Source organism: Fibrobacter sp. UWB3, from assembly GCF_002210405.1.
In the GTDB taxonomy this organism is placed as follows: domain Bacteria; phylum Fibrobacterota; class Fibrobacteria; order Fibrobacterales; family Fibrobacteraceae; genus Fibrobacter.
This window is the reverse complement of the sequence record NZ_MWQJ01000012.1, coordinates 97,253-115,012: the sequence shown is the minus strand read 5'-3', so window position 1 is coordinate 115,012 and position 17,760 is coordinate 97,253. Positions and strand designations below refer to the sequence as shown.

Annotated in this window: 13 protein-coding genes; 5 read left to right on the top strand and 8 right to left on the bottom strand. The window is 44.8% G+C overall.

Annotated features, from left to right (window positions below; genetic code table 11):
* The first annotated feature begins 8 nt into the window (after positions 1 to 8).
* From B7991_RS12850 to B7991_RS12840, 3 genes are read left to right on the top strand one after another with little or no spacing between them, the layout of a single operon-like run.
* Positions 9 to 941, top strand: coding sequence for a glycosyltransferase family 2 protein (locus tag B7991_RS12850; protein ID WP_088631182.1), 933 nt, complete (start codon positions 9 to 11; stop codon positions 939 to 941).
* A gap of 18 nt (positions 942 to 959) precedes the next feature.
* Positions 960 to 2,084 (top strand): UDP-galactopyranose mutase, encoded by a 1,125-nt coding sequence (gene glf / locus B7991_RS12845; RefSeq protein ID WP_088631181.1) that lies wholly within the window; start codon positions 960 to 962, stop codon positions 2,082 to 2,084.
* 17 nt (positions 2,085 to 2,101) lie between these two features.
* Complete coding sequence (locus B7991_RS12840; protein WP_088631180.1) at positions 2,102 to 2,974, top strand: DUF4422 domain-containing protein; 873 nt, start codon at positions 2,102 to 2,104, stop codon at positions 2,972 to 2,974.
* Between the two features lie 18 nt (positions 2,975 to 2,992).
* On the opposite strand, the gene B7991_RS12835 is transcribed toward B7991_RS12840, so the two are convergent.
* From B7991_RS12835 to B7991_RS12800, 7 genes are all read right to left on the bottom strand, one after another.
* The gene (locus B7991_RS12835; RefSeq protein ID WP_088631179.1) at positions 2,993 to 5,032 is read right to left on the bottom strand and encodes a polysaccharide lyase family 8 super-sandwich domain-containing protein; all 2,040 of its coding nucleotides are present in this window, start codon (positions 5,030 to 5,032) and stop codon (positions 2,993 to 2,995) included.
* Positions 5,033 to 5,061: 29 nt separating this feature from the next.
* Positions 5,062 to 6,000: a glycosyltransferase family 2 protein gene (locus B7991_RS12830; RefSeq protein ID WP_088631178.1), complete on the bottom strand. Its 939-nt coding sequence runs from the start codon at positions 5,998 to 6,000 to the stop codon at positions 5,062 to 5,064.
* Entirely contained in the window at positions 5,994 to 7,067 is a 1,074-nt protein-coding gene (locus tag B7991_RS12825) for a glycosyltransferase family 4 protein (protein ID WP_088631177.1), read from the bottom strand. Before B7991_RS12825 ends, B7991_RS12830 begins: the two co-directional genes overlap by 7 nt.
* A gap of 9 nt (positions 7,068 to 7,076) precedes the next feature.
* Positions 7,077 to 7,940 carry a glycosyltransferase gene (locus B7991_RS12820; protein ID WP_088631176.1) on the bottom strand — a complete coding sequence of 288 codons (864 nt, stop codon included), beginning with the start codon at positions 7,938 to 7,940 and terminating at the stop codon, positions 7,077 to 7,079.
* Positions 7,937 to 9,061 carry an O-antigen ligase gene (locus tag B7991_RS12815; protein ID WP_217898065.1) on the bottom strand — a complete coding sequence of 375 codons (1,125 nt, stop codon included), beginning with the start codon at positions 9,059 to 9,061 and terminating at the stop codon, positions 7,937 to 7,939. The genes B7991_RS12820 and B7991_RS12815 overlap by 4 nt, the downstream gene beginning before the upstream one ends.
* 226 nt (positions 9,062 to 9,287) lie before the next feature.
* On the bottom strand, positions 9,288 to 10,352 hold the full coding sequence (locus B7991_RS12805) for a glycosyltransferase family 4 protein (protein ID WP_088631173.1): 1,065 nt from the start codon (positions 10,350 to 10,352) through the stop codon (positions 9,288 to 9,290).
* A 25-nt stretch (positions 10,353 to 10,377) separates the two neighbouring features.
* A complete protein-coding gene (locus B7991_RS12800) occupies positions 10,378 to 12,195 on the bottom strand; it encodes an alginate lyase family protein (protein ID WP_088631172.1) in 1,818 nt (605 codons plus the stop codon).
* A gap of 148 nt (positions 12,196 to 12,343) precedes the next feature.
* Here B7991_RS12800 and B7991_RS12795 point away from each other — a divergent pair, with 148 nt between their 5' ends.
* Together B7991_RS12795 and B7991_RS12790 are read left to right on the top strand one after the other, a co-directional pair.
* Positions 12,344 to 15,121, top strand: a complete 2,778-nt coding sequence (locus B7991_RS12795; protein WP_088631171.1) for a TIGR02171 family protein — start codon at positions 12,344 to 12,346, stop codon at positions 15,119 to 15,121.
* Positions 15,118 to 16,125 (top strand): CotH kinase family protein, encoded by a 1,008-nt coding sequence (locus B7991_RS12790; RefSeq protein ID WP_088631170.1) that lies wholly within the window; start codon positions 15,118 to 15,120, stop codon positions 16,123 to 16,125. Before B7991_RS12795 ends, B7991_RS12790 begins: the two co-directional genes overlap by 4 nt.
* A 419-nt stretch (positions 16,126 to 16,544) precedes the next feature.
* Here the strand turns inward: B7991_RS12790 and B7991_RS12785 are convergent, their stop codons facing one another.
* Positions 16,545 to 17,756, bottom strand: a complete 1,212-nt coding sequence (locus B7991_RS12785) for a glycosyltransferase family 4 protein (protein ID WP_088631169.1) — start codon at positions 17,754 to 17,756, stop codon at positions 16,545 to 16,547.
* Positions 17,757 to 17,760: the final 4 nt, after the last annotated feature.

Sequence of the window (17,760 nt, the reverse complement as noted above, 5' to 3'; positions counted from 1 at the left end):
CAGAGCTTATGCAATATAATTTTTCCATTATTATCCCGCACTACAACATCCCGCAGTTGCTAATGCGCTGTATAAGCTCCATTCCACAGCAAAACGATATACAGGTTCTCGTCGTTGACGATTGCAGCAATTCCGATTCCGTCGCAAAACTTAAAGAAATGGAATCGCAATTTCCGTGGATCCAGTTCATTTACCAAAACAAAAATCTTGGCGGGGGCGCCGCAAGAAACAAAGGGCTTTCTTTAGCCACAGGCAAGTACGTTCTTTTTATTGACGCCGACGATTATTTCAACTACTGCATCCGTGATGTTTTCCAGCAGTATAAAGACAGCGATAACGATATTATTTTCTTCAACGCCATTTCGATAGACTCTGATTTGTACACACAAACCTATCGGTGCAGCCACATCAACAAGATTTTCGAGCTCTACAAAAAAGACCCCGCCAAAGCAGAATTCCAAATGCGCTATGCATACGGGGAACCCTGGGGAAAACTGATCCGCCGAGATTTCATAGAAGAGCACGACATCAGATTTGAAGAAACAAAAATCCATAACGACACCCAGTTCTCGTACATGGCCGGCTATTACGCAAAGAAAATCGCCGTAGACATGCGAGCACTCAACTGCATTACAAGCCGCGAAGGAAGCGTTTCCAAACAAATTTCCAATGACCGCCTCGAAACAAGAGTTCAGGTTTTTGCAAAGCAATTCCAGTTCTTGCACCAGAACCATATTGAATATTTGGACGATCGCATATTCCTCACCTTTGATTACTGTGAACAAAACCACTTGAAAGACGAAGAACAGGCATGTTACAAGATTGCAGAGGAGTTCGGATTAAGCAAGAGCATTCTGCAAAAAAAGCACCGTCGCATAAAGCTCAAAAGGAAAATCAAATCCCTGAAAAAGCGACTGTCCAAAATAAAGAAAATCATTTAAAAAGCTATATTGCCTATTATGAATCATTTCGACTACCTCATTGTCGGTTCCGGTCTTTATGGCGCGACATTCGCCTACCGTGCCGCCAAAGCCGGGAAAAAAAGCCTTGTCATCGACAAACGCCCGCATTTGGGTGGGAATGTTTACTGCGAAAATATTGAAGGAATCAACGTACACAAGTACGGAGCCCACATTTTCCATACTTCAAATAAGCGCGTATGGGACTTCGTAAATTCCATTGTCGAGTTCAATCGATATACAAACAGCCCCGTCGCCAATTACAAAGGCAAGCTTTATAATCTGCCGTTCAACATGAACACTTTCTACCAGATGTGGGGTGTCACGACACCGGCAGAAGCTTTGGCAAAAATCGAGGAACAGAAAGCAGATGCCCTCGCCGCACTGAACGGCCGCGAGCCAGCCAATCTCGAAGAACAGGCGCTCACGCTTGTCGGCAAGGACATTTTTGAAAAGCTCATCAAGGAATATACCGAAAAACAGTGGGGCCGCAAATGCACGGACCTGCCCGCATTCATCATCAAGCGCCTTCCGGTCCGTTTAACATTCGACAACAATTACTTTAACGACAAATACCAGGGAATTCCCATCGGGGGCTACAACAAGCTCATTGACGGGATGCTCCAGGGAATCGAGACTCTTACTGGCGTAGACTTTTTCAAGGAATACAAGGACAACTGGCGAAACATCGCAGACAAGCTCGTCTTTACAGGAGCCATTGACGAATTCTTTGATTACAGATTCGGCAAGCTCGACTGGCGAACCGTTAGTTTCAAGACCCGTAGCGAAGACACGCCGAATTTTCAGGGAAATGCGGTTGTCAACTACACTTCGCATGACCAGCCCTACACACGCATCATAGAGCACAAGCATTTCGAAATGTTCGGTAACGACGTCTACGCTTGCCCCAAGACCGTCGTATCGGAAGAATATTCCACGGAATACAAAGAAGGCATGGAGCCATACTATCCCGTGAATGACGAGCGCAATAACAAGCTGGCTGAGGAATACCGCAAGCTTGCCGAAAAAGAACCGGATATCATTTTCGGTGGACGCCTCGGGCAATACAAATACTTTGACATGGCGCCCGTCATTGAACAGGTGCTGAATATCGAAAACATTTAATAATTGCAGAAAACCACATGACCCACGCAAATGTCAAAATTCTTGTCTGTTGCCACAAAAAAGATATCATGGCAACCGAAGCGCCCTATTTCCCGATCCACGTTGGAAAAGCTCTTTCTGACAAGGATTTAAGCATACAGCCCGACAATGAAGGCGAAAACATTAGCCACAAGAACCAAAGCTATTGCGAACTGACCGGGATGTACTGGGCTTGGAAAAATCTCAAGAATGTAGACGTCATTGGTCTTTGCCATTACCGCCGCTATTTCGACTTCCATAATCAATGTCGAAAAGGCTTTCCACAAACAAATTTCCCGACCGAAAAGTTTGAATCCCTGGACTTGTCAATTCCTCAAAAATACATCGACAAGGTAAGCGAAGGGAAAGTCATCGTTGCAAAGCCAAAACTTTACACCAGGACGCTTGTCGACGACTACTGTTTCAATCACATCAGTGAAGACTTGCGAACGCTAGAAAAAATAATCGTCGAAACGCAACCTGAAAATATCCGAAGAGCCTATTTCAATATCATGATTCAAGGCCATAAGCTAAGGCACTTCAACATGTTCATTATGAAATGGCAGGATTTCGATCAGTACTGTTCCTGGCTCTTTCCGCTTTTAAAATCCATCGAAGAAAAAACGGACATCAGCCATTACGACAGCGTTCAAAAAAGAATTTACGGCTACATTGCAGAAAGGCTTTTCAACGTATGGCTGGAAGCCCAGAAAAAAGATCTCGTTGAACAGCCCGTCATCTGGTTTACCGAAGCAAAAGACAATTTGCTCCACTACAACATCATCTCTTATAAGTTAAAGGAGTTGAAGAATTCCTTGGCATTCAAGTTGCTGTTGCCAAGGTTTCCGCCCAAATCCTTTAACCTAAAGTGATTTTCGTTCCGTCAAAAATTACAGTTCAAACCAAGCGTTTACGCTTTTCCCGGCCTCAAGATTTTGCGGGAAATTCACGATAACAGAGTAAGCCAAAGAAGGCTTGCTCTTTGTTATTTTTTCAACGGTAATCTTCATATTCTGCAGGTTCTTTGTCGGATCGGCCAATACAAAATGCATTTCCGAACCGTTCTGTCTCATCAAGAATGTGCAAGGAGCCGAGAAGCTGATACGATGCGATTTCAGTTCGATCGTCTGCGGTTCATACAAGGTGCCTGCGACATAAGATTTCGGAGTATAGCGAATCACTTGCGCTTTTGAATCATTGGCAAGAACTTCAATATCTTTCTTATTTATCCATTTCGGGAACTGTTTGCTTCCGACATTCATTTCGATGGCATAAGCGTAGCTCTCGTCCTTGGGCGTTACACCATGCACACGCACAATAGTAATAAGAGAATCGCTTTCATCACCCTTTTGCGTGCCAATGTTTTTCCAAGAGCCCTTTCGATTCTGAGTCTTTACGTAGATGGGCTTTCCATCCAAGCTCTTATAGCCAATGCTATCGTGCCACACCGCATTAAAACTATAGACAGAATCCGTGACCTTGGTCAATTTTTTATCGCCCAGGACCGCCGTTCTAAAATAGCGCTGGTCCAAGGTCGTCAAGACTTCATTGTCTAAATTGCTTTTGATGTCTGCACCAAGAGCCACGACTTTATTGTCCAAAAAGATCCAGCTTTTGCGCCCTTCCAGTCCCGGCCTTTTACTTTCCATCGATGCAACGCCAATGTTTTCATCGCCAAGACCGCCAACAAATTCAGACTTGTTCGTCAGCTGTTTATCTTTCTGCGCCGATACACCGTAGCTAGTCACTCCAGGAATTTTCGTCCAGTCCCAAAGCGGGTAGATATTGTCAAAATCATAGCCATGACGGTACAGGGAAAGAACACCCATTCCAAGCCAGAATCCCTGGCTATTTTCACGGTTGACAAATTCACTACCTACAGTTCTTCTCGAAGACATTTTAAGGGAGATATAATATCCATTCGAGCGGCAAACCATAAATTCACTGCGCCAAAAATATCGGCATCCGTTCAAAGAATTTGCGCCAGAAATTTCACGGTTCCAAGCATCATATTCCTTTTTATGGAGAGTGTCTGCAGCGCTCAGGTTTTCGATAATCGGCAAGAATCCAGACGCAATCTTGTTTTCGCCCTTACGAGAAATTTCACGACCCATCGTCATCGGGTCTACCATTCCCTTCCACATCATCCAGCGAGTCCCATCAAGGGCCAACGCCGACAACGCTTTCATTGATTCGCCGTTAAATGCAAACTTTGTTCCGCGGCATACAGAGGCCCAATGGGAGGCAATAGAAAGCGTCACCTTTCCATAACCACCGCTATACAAAAGGTTGCCATGCATATAATAAGAATGGTCAACTTGATGACCTTCTCGACCGGTCTCCTGAATCGTAGATACAATCTCGTTCACGCCCAATTCGATGAGAGAATCACGCTTTTCAAAGATGCCACGGATAGCCACCAATTCCGCAAGCCAAGTTCTATTAGTTCCATTGCCGCTCGGAGTTTCCGGGAACTGCGAAATCATCTGTTTTTTCAAGGATTCCGAAAGTTCATTCCACATCATAAAGAGTATCGGAGCTAATTCCTGCTGGATACCGATTTCGTTTGACCACCAGTTGTCACTGACATAGTCCTTGTTATTCGAGAACCAGTATTGCAGCGAGTTGACAACAGAACCTTTCAGATTATCGCAAAAGTCCTTTCGGCTTGCTTCTGAACAATAGCGGTTAAAGCCCTGCGACAAGTATCGCGTTTTTTTCAAGTGGTTTATAGGGACGCTCCCCTTTTTGTACTTCACATCGGGCCACGTGCCATCCTTACGCTGTTCCTGCATCAGTTCCTTTACGGACTCCATCGATTCTGTAAAAGCGTAACCGTTTTTCAATCGCTGGAACAGGGTATCCGTTTCATTAGCCATGGAACCGGCGACAGCCAAGAGAGTAATGAAAATAACCTTGCAATACTTCATATAACCCCTTTTAATTTTTTGTCTGAATTTTACTTAAGCAGAGATTTGATCTGCTTGACGATATTCTTTCGCAAAATATAAGATTTCACAATCATGCGGACAAGTGCAATGCGCCAAGAAGCAATGCCAACATAGTTCCTATAATAATACGCTTCCGATTCAAAGCGCAGCATAAGCCTCCGGCCATAATTATAGTTCTTGCCGATAATTTCAGAGTGGTTATGCAGCATGTGCACAGAAGGCAAATAATGCGTTTCGTAACCCCGATCATGGAGTTTTCGCGACAAGATCAGTTCTTCAGCAAACAAGAATGTATGCGGATCAAAGCCATCGACCTCTTCGAACTTGCTCCTAGAAATAATAAAGAAGGACCCCATAACCCGAAATACTGGATTTTCAACAAATTTTTCAACGAGGTCACTCGAGCTCCATTTTTTCGGCAGCAACCTAGCAAATGGATAACAGAGGTTTTCTAATCCCCAACGCAAGAAGAATGACTTTTCGAAATAGGGATTTTGCGGTTTGGAATCCTTCCCGACAATGGACGGCCCGACAATCGCCACATTCGAAATATTCGCTTCCGCGATTAAATTTTCTACAGAAAGTTCCTCGTCCAGCACCACAATATCATTGTTGGAAAAAATAAAATAGTCGCTGTTCAAAAATTTGGCACCAATTTGTGCGCCAGCATTATTGCCCTTGGCATAGCCCGCATTGCATGTATTTTTCCACAAAAAAAGGCGATACCCGTTAGCAACCTTTTCTTCTAAGACGGAATCGTCATACTCGCAGCAAGATACAGAAGGCCATGCAGCAGAAAGCTTTTCAAAGTTTTCAATGTCATCACTATTGTCAACGACAACAAACGAAATCGGTTCCTTTGAGCTCTTGCATTTCAAAGCATAATGAGAGACACAGTTGATGGTGGCCTCAGCAGATTTGTAATCCAGCAAAACAAACGTCAGCATGATTCGCCCTCATACAAAGAAATCCATTCATCCTTATGGGATTTCCAGGAATTGCGTTCCATATAAGCCATTGCATCGTGCTGTTTTTCCAAAAGTTTTCCCGACTTATAATCCGCATAAACCAGCATCAGCATTTCAGAAAGTTTCTCTATATGTTGAGCTTCTGAACTGTAATGGTAACTGTACAAGCAATCGTTCTCTTTAACAATATCCTTCACACACGGGATATCAGGACAAACAATCGTCTTTCCATACGAGAACGCCAGCGGAATCGTCCCGGAATTAAGAGAAGAACGATAGCTGTAAGGAGCCACTAAAACTGTAGCCGCCTTTATATAGGCCGCCAATTTTTCATCCGGGATAAATTGCGGATCAAAAATCACATCCTGTTCATCGTCCAATAATTTCTGAATAGAATCCTTATACGAAGAAGGTTCGACCTTGCCACAAATCAACAGGACCGGCTTACATTCCATTGCACTTTCGGAGTTCCAGTCTTTCTTGAAAGACTTTATCAGAACTTCGATATTTTTATAAGGCTGAATTGCACCCGAAAATAAGAATATCGGCCTACTTCTTTCTATGCCATAATGACCATAGACATCAAAATCGCTTTCGGGATACGAGCCATAATAATCTCCATGAGGAATGCGCTTTATCTTTTCCGCATACTTTTCTAAATGCGCAATTCGGACCGTATCCCCGCACATGATATGTATGGCATCAGAAAAACGGGCAAGCATCTTGAACAAAATCTTATTGTAAAAAGGAGTCTTCTCGTGCGACGTTATATTGTGAATCGTCCAGACAATCCTTTTGTGCTTCAACTTAAGCGCTACCAAAAAATACAGACGCTTGAGAAATGAAACCACATCTTTGCTTTGATCAAACCAGTTGATATGATAAACATCTGCAGAAAAAATCTTTCCCGGAGATTGTTTTTTCACATCCTTGTAGCCAATGCAATTAAACTTGCCAGAAGCATCCAAAAGCGTCGAAAGATTGAACAGAAAATGATTCGTTCTTTTTTGATTCGTCGGATAAAAGCAAACGGTTTTCACACTCATTTTTCAACCTCAAAAAAAATGCAAAATTCGGGAAGGAATAAATTCAACCACCAAGCGCATAAATCCGTAATAAAGCATTTTTATTTTTTTTCCGGCACGCATATGGCGGCGGAAAGCATCCTTCATCAAGGTCGCATGATAAGCCCAATTTTCCATAAAGGTCAAATCATCATATAACGCTTTATGCTTATTCCTAATATACGATACGTTCTCTTTCCAGTTCAAAACTTTATTCGAGACGCGCGACTTGACGCCGACTTCATCAAGGCAGACGACGAGCGGTTCCTCAACGCAATGGAATTCTGCAACTTGCGCCAAACGGATGCAAAGTTCATATTCCTGCCAAAAGGTCAAGCGTTCATCAAAATTTCCGACCTTTTCAAGCAAGGCCCGTGGGAAAAACAAGCACGATGTCGATGTGACATAAGTCATTCGAATCAATCGCGAAATATCGCCCGTAAACTTTTTCGGCGGAATCACCGTATGCAGTTGGACGTTTCCATCGATAACTTTTCTGAAAGTCCTTCCGCAAAAAATAACGGAACCGGGATGTTTTTGATACAGCGCCAGCTGTTTTTCTAGCTTATCAGAAGCCCAGGTATCATCGTCATCCAAAAATGTAAGGAACTCACCTGTTGCATGGGCAATCCCCTGATTGCGTGCATAATTGCCACCACGAGAATCCTTAGCATCAATGCGGACATAGACAATGCGCGGGTCCTTCTCGTAAGTTTCCTTAGTTCCGTCTTCAGATGCATCATCAACGACAACACATTCCACATCCTTCACCGTTTGCGATAGGACGCTTTCAATAGCTTTTTCCAAAAGCTCTTTGCGATTTCGAGTCGTTATAATGGCAGAAAAAAGGCTCATGCGCTCAAGGCCTCCGTTTCAGATTCTTCATCATCCGGAGACTTTTCGATTTCACGGGTTTCATCGTTTTCGTCTTCTTCTTCCCGACGAGATGCCCCCATGCAGTAGCCCATTAGCATATACGCAAAGGAGTTGTTGCCCCCGATTTCACCCGAAAGGCAAGCGAAGACAAAGAAACAGCACGTAATAAGCAGCCCCGCTTGGGCATGCGTAAACCGCCTGCGCCTAAAGAAGTAGATAAAAGCAAACAGGAACAAGAGAATATAAGAAACAAGACCGATCAGGCCGTAATCAATCAGCTGGAAGAAAATAACCGATTCCAAACCGCCAATTGACGAATCGACCACGCGATCATTATAAGTATCTCGCTCCATCACATACTTACTGATATAGCGGACACCATTGCCATAGATAGGGCTTTTCACAAAGTGCAAATAAGAGAACAGAAGCTGTTCTTCTCGCATGCTCATGGAGCTTCCCTGCCCTTCTACAGAAAACTCCTCTATGGCCCTAGGTAAAATAGCCGCCATCATAAACCCGACAAGGACCAGAATCATAATCCTAGCGCGGATACCGACCTTCATAAAGACATAAAGCCCCAAGCCCATCATGGCACAGACAACAGCCGTTCTAGACCCGGAAAGGCAAATAAGCAAGCAGAGCGAACCCCAGATAAGCCACATCTTATTTCGCGGAAGAGACAAGGACTTCATCCGGCAAGTGAAAAACATCAGGGCGCAGCACAAGATACTCCCAAAAGCCGTAGGATGTGTCGTCGTGAGAAAAATTCTGGAGCGATAAGTTCTGGAAGCCGTGACGGCATTCGTCAAGTCGTAGTACCCATCATAATAGGGGAACGCCTTGCAAATCAACGGGAAAACGATATTGGACTTCGAAATAAATTCAAGGATTCCCAAAATGCAAACGACAACAACCGGATAAAACCAGTGCTTGTCCAAATTGATCTTTTTGTAATTCAGGCCACCCACAAAGGCAACAATAAGATAAGCGTAGTTTTCCATGTAATAGCGGAATGCATTATAACCGCCCTTGATCCCTTCCCCATTCAAAAAGGCCGAGGCCATCAACGACATGGCAAGCATCGCTAAAGGAATCCGCAAGGGATGCTTAAAAATAGCTTCGACAAGGTCCTTGCGATTCCACAAAAAACAAACAATAAAGAATGTATAAAGAAGAAGTTGCTGAGGAGATACCTGCGGACTTTTAGTAAAATAAATACATGGAGGGAAAATCAAAAGGCTCAGAAAAACCCATATGTAGGATTGATCCTTACGGCCCAACAGCATTCCGCCTAAAAGTGCAAAAAAGATCAAGTAGATAACAGCACTAAGCATTTTTCAATTCCAATCTATCGTAACAATCTCTCAGCAATTTTAAAACGGTCACACCAGAAAAACGGTCTTTGCATCCATTCCAAGCATCACGCCCCATCTGGACGCGCATTTTTTCATCATCCACGAGACATTGCAATTTTTGGGACAAAGCCTGCACATCACCCGCATCGATCAAGTAGCCATCTTCGCCATCGCGCACCACAAAAGGAACGCCCCCCGAACGAGCAGCAACAACAGGAAGCCCAATTCCCATCGCTTCGACAAGGCTCATGCCAAAAGTTTCAGCATACGAGGGCAAGGCCAGCAAATCAAAGTTTGACAATTGTTTCAGATAGTCCCCATGCTTCAGCCAATCGGAAACATGAATGAGAGTCGTTTTAGGAGAGGCAGCCGCTTTCGCCTTGACTTGTTCCACCTCGCCGTCGCCAAACAAATAGAGTTCCACAGGCGTCTTGAACGTCGCTCTAGAAAACGCCTCAATCAAATCATACACGCCCTTTCGATGTCCATAGCGGCCAGAAAAAACAATCTTGACAGGCAAGCCATGCGATGTCAAATCAACAGGCGCAGCAGCGATAGTCGGGCACGGGTTTGGAATAACGACATAGCGGCAAGCGCCATTCCCGACAAAATCATCTAGGAATTCCTGCATATCGGGCGTAATGCAGATGACCATCGCTGAATGTTTAAAGTAACTGCGGATAAAGCATTTCACCAGAGCAGGCGATGTCGTACACATTCTTTTAAACTGGCTACCGTGAATATGGGCGATATATTTTTTCCTGCGCAAACGGAGACAGAGGCTTATCAGGAACTTACGAAAGAAGCTGCCGTTAAAAGAGGTGTGGATCTGAAAATAAGGAGCCTTGGGCGGATTCAGCAAAAGCTTTAAGCACAAGCAAAAAAACAAAGGCAAGGATTTGATAAACGAGCCGTTATAGCTAGAAATAAAGTTCTTTTCAGGAAGATCAAACAAATCCCTATAACTTACAAGTACAGAGCTAATGCCCCCCTGAACATTTAACGCAGGGCCAATGTGACAAACCTTTTCAAACATGCATGAAATCTAGAAAAATAAAAGACTACAGCACGCTTATCTTCGTCACGATTTCTACAGAATCCCTGCATTCAATTTTTGCATATAGGTATCGCGCCGGTTCCTTATCGCCAAAGTGCTCAGAATACCAGCCGTCTTCACGAATGGAATACGAAAGTTTCTCGTCAAGAGCAATCTGAACGCGACGGGCACCAGGCACATCAACCGTTGCCAAAGAACCCTTCAGCAGCACATCCGCTGTCGGATATAAATGGAACGGGATTTCTGCCGTAAACGGCGCGTGCCCATGCAATGTATCCGTAATCGTGAATTCATCCTTTTCGCGATTGTATTCGATTTTGCGGACATGCTTCACGCCATCCTTGCGGTAGCCATCGTGCGTTGCTTCGACAAAGTCCTCGACAACATTCAACGTTTTGCAATGGTAGTGCGAAAGCCACATGGTAGGGCCCGCCTGCAAAGCCTGATTTTTACCGTTCACGCAAACCGTATTGTGCGCAAGCGTACTTACAAAGTAACTACGCAAATCCTTATGCGTATGGTACGTAAACGTACCCGGGTCGACAATCACGGGTTTGCCATCGACATGCAGAATAAAGCTAAGCGCATCGGCATGGCCATGAGCGGCAATGCTTAAAAAGCCAAGCGGGGCCGCATCAAAATGCAGATACGTCTCGCGCACACCCGTAAAATTGCCTGCGCGTTTCACATCGTCACAAGATTTTACGGCCTTGCGGAAAATAAAATGTCCGCTTTCCGGGCAAAAATGATTGCGGCCAAGTGATTCTTGTTCATCCGCAACCATGAGCGATTCAAACTTTTCGCGACCTGTAGCACCGAACAGCAATTCATTCTTTTCATCCCAACCATTATTTGCGCGTTTGAGCGAAGCATCTTCAAAGTAAGTTGCAAACGAAACAAGCAACGACTTGAAGTTGTTGAAATGCCCCCCAACATCAGGGCGGAGTACAAAGCCGTCATCGCCATCACCGTACATCGGGTAATTGAAATTGCAATCTAAAAACGCATTCATGTAACGCGCCATTTCATGCAAACGCTCTTTGTAAGCTTTCGAAAATTCAGCACCAGCATGGCGCCCTGCGACAGCGGCAATCAAGAAGAAATCGTCTATAAACTGGATGTACTCGGCAGCCTCTTCGCGATTTACACCTTCTGCGGTATTCTGCAAAAGAATTTCGCGTTCAAGCCCAGCCTGCGCATACTTCAAGCGAGCATCCCGATTCGGGATGTTCCATTTGCAAGCAGCCACAAACAAGCCTGCATATTCCGAGATCAAATGGTTATTAGCCGAAGAGCAAAGCGACGGATGATTATACGAATATTCCGCATGTTCAAAAATGAGCGGCAGCCAGACAGAATCAACAAAATGCGAAAACACCGTATTCGATGCACAGAGATTTTCGACATCAAAAACCTCCCAGCAAAAATACCAGCAGATCAACCGCAGATTGGCTTCGATATTGCTATACCAGTTGACCCCCACCATGTACGGGTTTGCGTTTTTCCAGCTCAACAAATGATAGCAGAACAAATCCAAATACTTTGCATCACCGCTCTTTTTATAAAGCATCGCAATATGCAGCATAAACTGCATGCGGTTCACTTCCCACACATGTTTTGCGCTACCGTACTTGTCACTACGGATATCGATCTTATGCGCAAAAGACTTCGGGAATGTTCGCCCTGTCGAAACATCCATATGCCAGTCAATCGGTTTAAAAACATCGATTGACTTTTCAAATACCGGATAACGCAAATGCGCCGATGGGTCATCAATCACAGATGATTTTGGCAAGTTCACCGGGGCATTGGACAAACCCATTACACGCTTATCCCAAATGTGGGTTCTAATACGCTGACGAACGCGAAAAAGAATTTCACTGGCAGAAAATGTCTGCAATCTTCTAAGGTACCACTGTAGATTCACGGGGAAAAATATATATTAATTCAAAATCTCTTTTTGGTGCATTATGGAAAAAACGAGCTATCTATTTATTCTGTTTCTATTGCTAGTGGGGGGCTGCGAAAACCATACCCTAGACATATCCGAAGATAAGCAAGAAGCTATTGACGGCATGATATTTGTCCAAGGCGGCATGGCCACACTCGGCAGCAACGATCCTGAATTCAAGGCCTCGGAACGCCCAGCCATGAAGGTTAAGCTGGATTACGACTTTTATCTCGCCATTCATGAATTGACCTGCGGAGAATACCGCGCTTTAGCCAAAGAGCAAAAACTTAAAGATTTCGGCAAATGCGAAAACGACAGTCTACCACTTGCAAACGTCACCTACTACGACGCAGTTCTTTACGCCAACGCCAAAAGCAAATCTGAAAATCGCGACACATCATACACATACTCCAAAGCGACATACGATAGCGAAGGGCACTGCACGTATTTAGATGCATTCGTATTCCATCCAGAAATAAAAGCCTACCGACTTCCCACCGAAGCCGAATGGGTTCTAGCGGCATCAAAGGACTGGGCCCCAGCAAAGTTCAGTTGGAACGCAAACAACTCGGAATACCGCGCTCATGACGTATGCAGTGCGGGCGCAGACGCATTCGGGTTCTGCGACCTCGCCGGTAATGTAAAAGAATGGGTGAACGACTGGGCTGGGCATTTTCAAGACACGACCGTAACAAACTACGTCGGCTCCCTTGATGGAGGCGACCTAGGCGAGCGCGTACTCAAAGGCGGCTTTTATTCAGAGAAGCCTTCCGAAATGAATACCGTTGCCCGCGGCGATGACTACACCGTTGAAGCATCGACGCGCGCAGAACGCATCGGATTCAGACTTGCATTCGGTCAAATACCATCCCCAACTTGGCTTGACGCTAACGGCAAGGCAAAGACAAGCGTCGTATCCGCATTGGCAGACGCAGCCGCTCTCAAAAAATTAACCGGCACTTACAACGCAATTCTCGTCTTCCGCAATGATATCAGCGGAAACCTAGCCTACATCAACTACAATGCAGGAAACTTATCCGTAACAGAAATTTACGATTCCATCGAAGTCTATCATCCCGATATTTCTCCTGATGGAAAGCATGTCGCATTTTGCACCAAGCCCGAGGGAATCTCAGGAATATCAGAACTCTACGTGCGAGACCTGAACGCCAAAGGTACACATCGCATAAAACTGGATGTCAAAAGCGCCGCCATCCCGCGTTGGCGTATTCAAGACAACGGCGACACCGTTATTGTTTACGTCACCGACGCCGGCAACAACAAAGACGAATCCGCATTCAAGGAAACGTCCACATGGCAAGTTAAATTTGAAAACGGCAAATTCGGCACACCTAAAAAACTTTTCAACGGAGCCTATCACGGAGGCATCAGCGAAGACAACACTTTAGCCATTTCGGGGGCAAGGCTTCTCCGCGCACGCATTGCTAAAAAAGGCTCTACCATTACAGAAAAAGCACGCGATACAATTTGGTACGACAAACAGCAAGCATGCAATGCTTCACTCGCCCAAGACAGAAGCAAACGCACGGCATTCCTCGACTTTAGCGGAGAGCCTGGCGAAGATTTTGTCGGGGAAAGCTATGCCACACACGAGCGCATTTTCATCGCCGATAGCACAGGCAAATTAATCCAAAGCATTAAGTCCCCCAAGAGTTATACATTCGACCACAGCGAATGGGCAAGCAACGGAGAAACTTCCAACATCGTTGCCACACTCACTAACATAAACGGCGCCCACACAAAAATCGTACTTGCAAATCCTTCTGACAGTAGCATCCTTGAACTTGCTGAAGGAGAAGAACTTTGGCACCCATGCCTGTGGGTAGAACGCAAAACACAATCGTCCCAAGATGCAAGCAGCGAGTTCGTTCTTGACCCCGACAGCGCCGGCGTTTATTACACATCAAACGCAAGTGCTAGAGCCTTAAAATGGCGATATAAAATGGAGGTTCTATGGCAACATAAAGATTCCGCCAATATTGCTATTATGGGATCATCTCGTGCATACTACGGTCTCGACCCCACACTTTTCTCGGCTCCAATTTATGCAATTAATATCGCTATGGTAGAAAATACTATACAAGGAGTACTAAGTTTTGCCAATAATTATATCATTCCTCACATTAAAAAACTTAAATGCATCATTCTCAGCACTGATTTAGATAGATTCAACTCTCGTGGAGGGTTTTGGAATAAAGAAGCATGGACTTTGCCCGGATACGCGTACGATCGAAACCATGACTTTTGGTCAATTAATTTTCCTGAAAGCCTTCTAGAAAAAACAAAAAAAGGGTTAGGTGACGAGGAGTATGTAAAAAAGATGTTGCCTTATAAAGGGTATTGGCACCATGCAAGTTATGATTGGAATGAAAATCCATCGCCCTCCAATGATAGCAATTGGTTTGATTTAGATTCAACTCGTTTTTACAGCAATTTAAAAGATTTAGAATCCTTGATTGAGTTAGCTGAAGAACACAACATCTGGGTTATAGCCGTCGAGGTTCCACAGAATCCAAATTACAACAAAACAGGCGCGTATGGGAAATATGGACTTAGAAGAAGTATTGCGCCAAGATTACTCAAATCTATCAATAATTTATCAACGACCCACTCCAACTTTATTTTTATAGATGAATACAACATGGGCGAAAACGACTACACAAGCGGTGTTTCCAATGACGATGATCACCTGGGAGATAAAGGGGCAGAACTTTTAACTTTCCGTATAGATTCCCTTATCAAAACTCTAGACATAGAATTCAAAAGTTCAAAATGATCCATAGCAACATGCGCATCCACAGCCTTCATTCTTTTGGCGCAATCGTGCTGTTTCTTGGTCACAGCATTTTGAGCGGTTGCAGCGACAACGCTTTAGACAACGCTACAGAATACGACTTTTCTCAACTTAACGCCCCTAATCGAGAAACACCTCAGACCATACCAGAGCTATTCATTTACGCCAATCATATAAACAGCAGCGATTACACGGACGCCTACTTCTACCTTTTTGATGCAAGCACCCACTTTTCATATTTCTCCCCCACAGAGGACTTCGAAAGTTCGGGGCATATCAAAATACGCGGAAATTCAACATCACAAAGTCCAAAGAAACCTTACAATATCAAATTCGAAAAAAAGACAAACCTTTTCGGCATGGGCAAAACCAAAAAATGGGCTTTACTTTCCAACCCCTTCGACCCGACGCTAATCCGCAACAAGCTGATTTACGATCTCGCCAGCAACTTGTCATTCATTTATTCGCCAGAATCATACTTCATTGATGTTTGGGTCAATGACACGTTCATGGGCAACTACCAGATTGTCGAGAAAATCGAATTTCAAAAGAGCCGCATCCCCTACGATGTCGATAACGGCGATTATCTTTTTGAACTAGTCGATAGCGAGAAACGCAACAAGGCAGACGACGTCTATTTCCGCACTCCCGTGAACCATCTTCGCATCACCATGACAGAACCCGAAGACCCGTCCTCCAAGCAAATGTACGATTTTCAGGAGAAGATGGAACGCATTGAAAACGCCATCGCAACCCAAGACTTCTCGGAATACGTCAAATACGTAGACCTGAGATCCATGATTGATTACTACTGGATCGAAGAATTCGTCAACGACCCGGATTTACACACTGGCTCGCTATTCTTCACCATCCACAACGGAATCATGAGAGTCGGTCCCGTTTGGGATTTCGACTTAACCCTCGGAAACACCAAATCCGAGAAACACTTCTCTACGGAAGGAATCAACGCACAAAAATACTGGTAGCGAGAGCTCATTCGCGACCCCTCGTATCAAAAGATCGCTTACGAAAGATACCTGCAAATCGAACCTTATTTCGACAACCTTGCCAACGATCACGAACTTGGCAAGAACAAGATTGACTCCATTCTTGATTACTTCAACGAGTCCTTCCGCCGAAACTACTCCGATTCCGGGTGGGCCTATTGCGGCTCGCAAAAAGATAACGAAAAAAGGCAGCTCAGCTGCCCTTACAATCCCATTCCCCAGCCGACATTCGATGAGAACATCAAGGTTTTGAAAGAATGGATTACTGATAGAAACAAATACCTTAAAGCAACCGCATCTCGCAAATTAAAGAGCTTGAAAAATATAGAACTTACGCTAGACCGGGCGCTTGAAATTCAGGATTCCATCTTCTCAAGCCACTAGGTCCGTATAAAGTTCTACATTCCCAAAATCTTCTTGTAAGCGCTAATCAACTTCGGTTTTTCGTAATCCCAGCTGAGTTCGTTCTGCACGCGCTTGCGGCCAAAGTCGCCCATTTCAGTAGCCTTTTCAGGATTATCCAGGAGCCACAGGATCTTATCGGCAAAGTCGTCCGTATCGGTATTCTTTGCGTAAAGAGAAGCTTCCTGAGCCGAGAACCTGCCTTCCTTGAGCGTAAACTGCACAATCGGCTTTCCAAACGCCATGTACTCCATAATTTTGTTCATGGTGGACTTGTCATTCATCTCCGAAGGCAAATCCGGATTCACGCAAACATCGGCCGTATTCATCACGTCAGCGAGGTATTCATCACTCACGCGACCCGGGAATTCCACGTAATCGGTAAGCGCCATCGTCTTGTTCAATTCGCGAAGCTCTTCCAAAGACGGGCCTCCGCCCATGATGCAGAAACGGATGTCCTTGCGGCCTTTCTTGTTTACGATGTAATCGACAGACTTGAGCAAAAGATCAATGCCTTCCTGCTTGCCCATCACGCCGATATAACCCACCAAGTACTTAAAGCCATTCTTGACTTCCGGCTTGGCTGGGCCAATCTTCAACTTCGAAAGGTTCGGACCGCTGCGCACGATCGTTACGTCTTCTTCGCGCTTATGGCCACGGCGCATCGCAATTTCCTTGTACGATTCATTCGTGACAATGGCATGCTTTGCGAAATGGTACGTCAAGCGTTCCACAAGAATCATCGCACGGTAACCAAAGCCCTTCTTGCCAAACTTTGCAATCCAGAGTTCCGGATTGATATCGTGATGGTCAAAGAGGAATTTGCAACGAGTAAACGTAAAGAACAGGAACGCAGCAATGAAAATCAAGTCAGGCGGATTGCAGGCATGAATCACATCCTGCACACCCTGCTTTCGAAACACCTTGAACAGGAGGCGCGTTTCGTGATACAGAGCGCAAAAATATTCCTTGAAATAATCAAGCGTTCCCTTCGCTTCCGGCAAAGGATGGCGATAAATCTTGATGCCCTCGAGTTCCTCGTATTCCTGAGGATACTTTTTTGTCTTCGGGCAAATAACCGTCACTTCGGCACCAGCTTCATGCAAGGATGTCGCTTCCTGCCAAACACGGCGGTCAAAAGGCACCGGGAGATTTTCAACAACAATGCAAACTTTCTTGCCAGAAAGTTCCTTCAAAGACTGTTCCATAGAA

What these genes read in the sequence shown, in the direction of transcription:
- B7991_RS12805 (WP_088631173.1), bottom strand. Translation starts at nt 10,352, where the DNA reads ATGTTTGAAAAGGTTTGTCACATTGGCCCTGCGTTAAATGTTCAGGGG.
- B7991_RS12785 (WP_088631169.1), bottom strand. Translation starts at nt 17,756, where the DNA reads ATGGAACAGTCTTTGAAGGAACTTTCTGGCAAGAAAGTTTGCATTGTT.
- B7991_RS12790 (WP_088631170.1), top strand. Translation starts at nt 15,118, where the DNA reads ATGATCCATAGCAACATGCGCATCCACAGCCTTCATTCTTTTGGCGCA.
- B7991_RS12830 (WP_088631178.1), bottom strand. Translation starts at nt 6,000, where the DNA reads ATGCTGACGTTTGTTTTGCTGGATTACAAATCTGCTGAGGCCACCATC.
- B7991_RS12840 (WP_088631180.1), top strand. Translation starts at nt 2,102, where the DNA reads ATGACCCACGCAAATGTCAAAATTCTTGTCTGTTGCCACAAAAAAGAT.
- B7991_RS12800 (WP_088631172.1), bottom strand. Translation starts at nt 12,195, where the DNA reads ATGGGTTTGTCCAATGCCCCGGTGAACTTGCCAAAATCATCTGTGATT.
- B7991_RS12835 (WP_088631179.1), bottom strand. Translation starts at nt 5,032, where the DNA reads ATGAAGTATTGCAAGGTTATTTTCATTACTCTCTTGGCTGTCGCCGGT.
- B7991_RS12825 (WP_088631177.1), bottom strand. Translation starts at nt 7,067, where the DNA reads ATGAGTGTGAAAACCGTTTGCTTTTATCCGACGAATCAAAAAAGAACG.
- B7991_RS12795 (WP_088631171.1), top strand. Translation starts at nt 12,344, where the DNA reads ATGGAAAAAACGAGCTATCTATTTATTCTGTTTCTATTGCTAGTGGGG.
- B7991_RS12850 (WP_088631182.1), top strand. Translation starts at nt 9, where the DNA reads ATGCAATATAATTTTTCCATTATTATCCCGCACTACAACATCCCGCAG.
- glf (WP_088631181.1), top strand. Translation starts at nt 960, where the DNA reads ATGAATCATTTCGACTACCTCATTGTCGGTTCCGGTCTTTATGGCGCG.
- B7991_RS12820 (WP_088631176.1), bottom strand. Translation starts at nt 7,940, where the DNA reads ATGAGCCTTTTTTCTGCCATTATAACGACTCGAAATCGCAAAGAGCTT.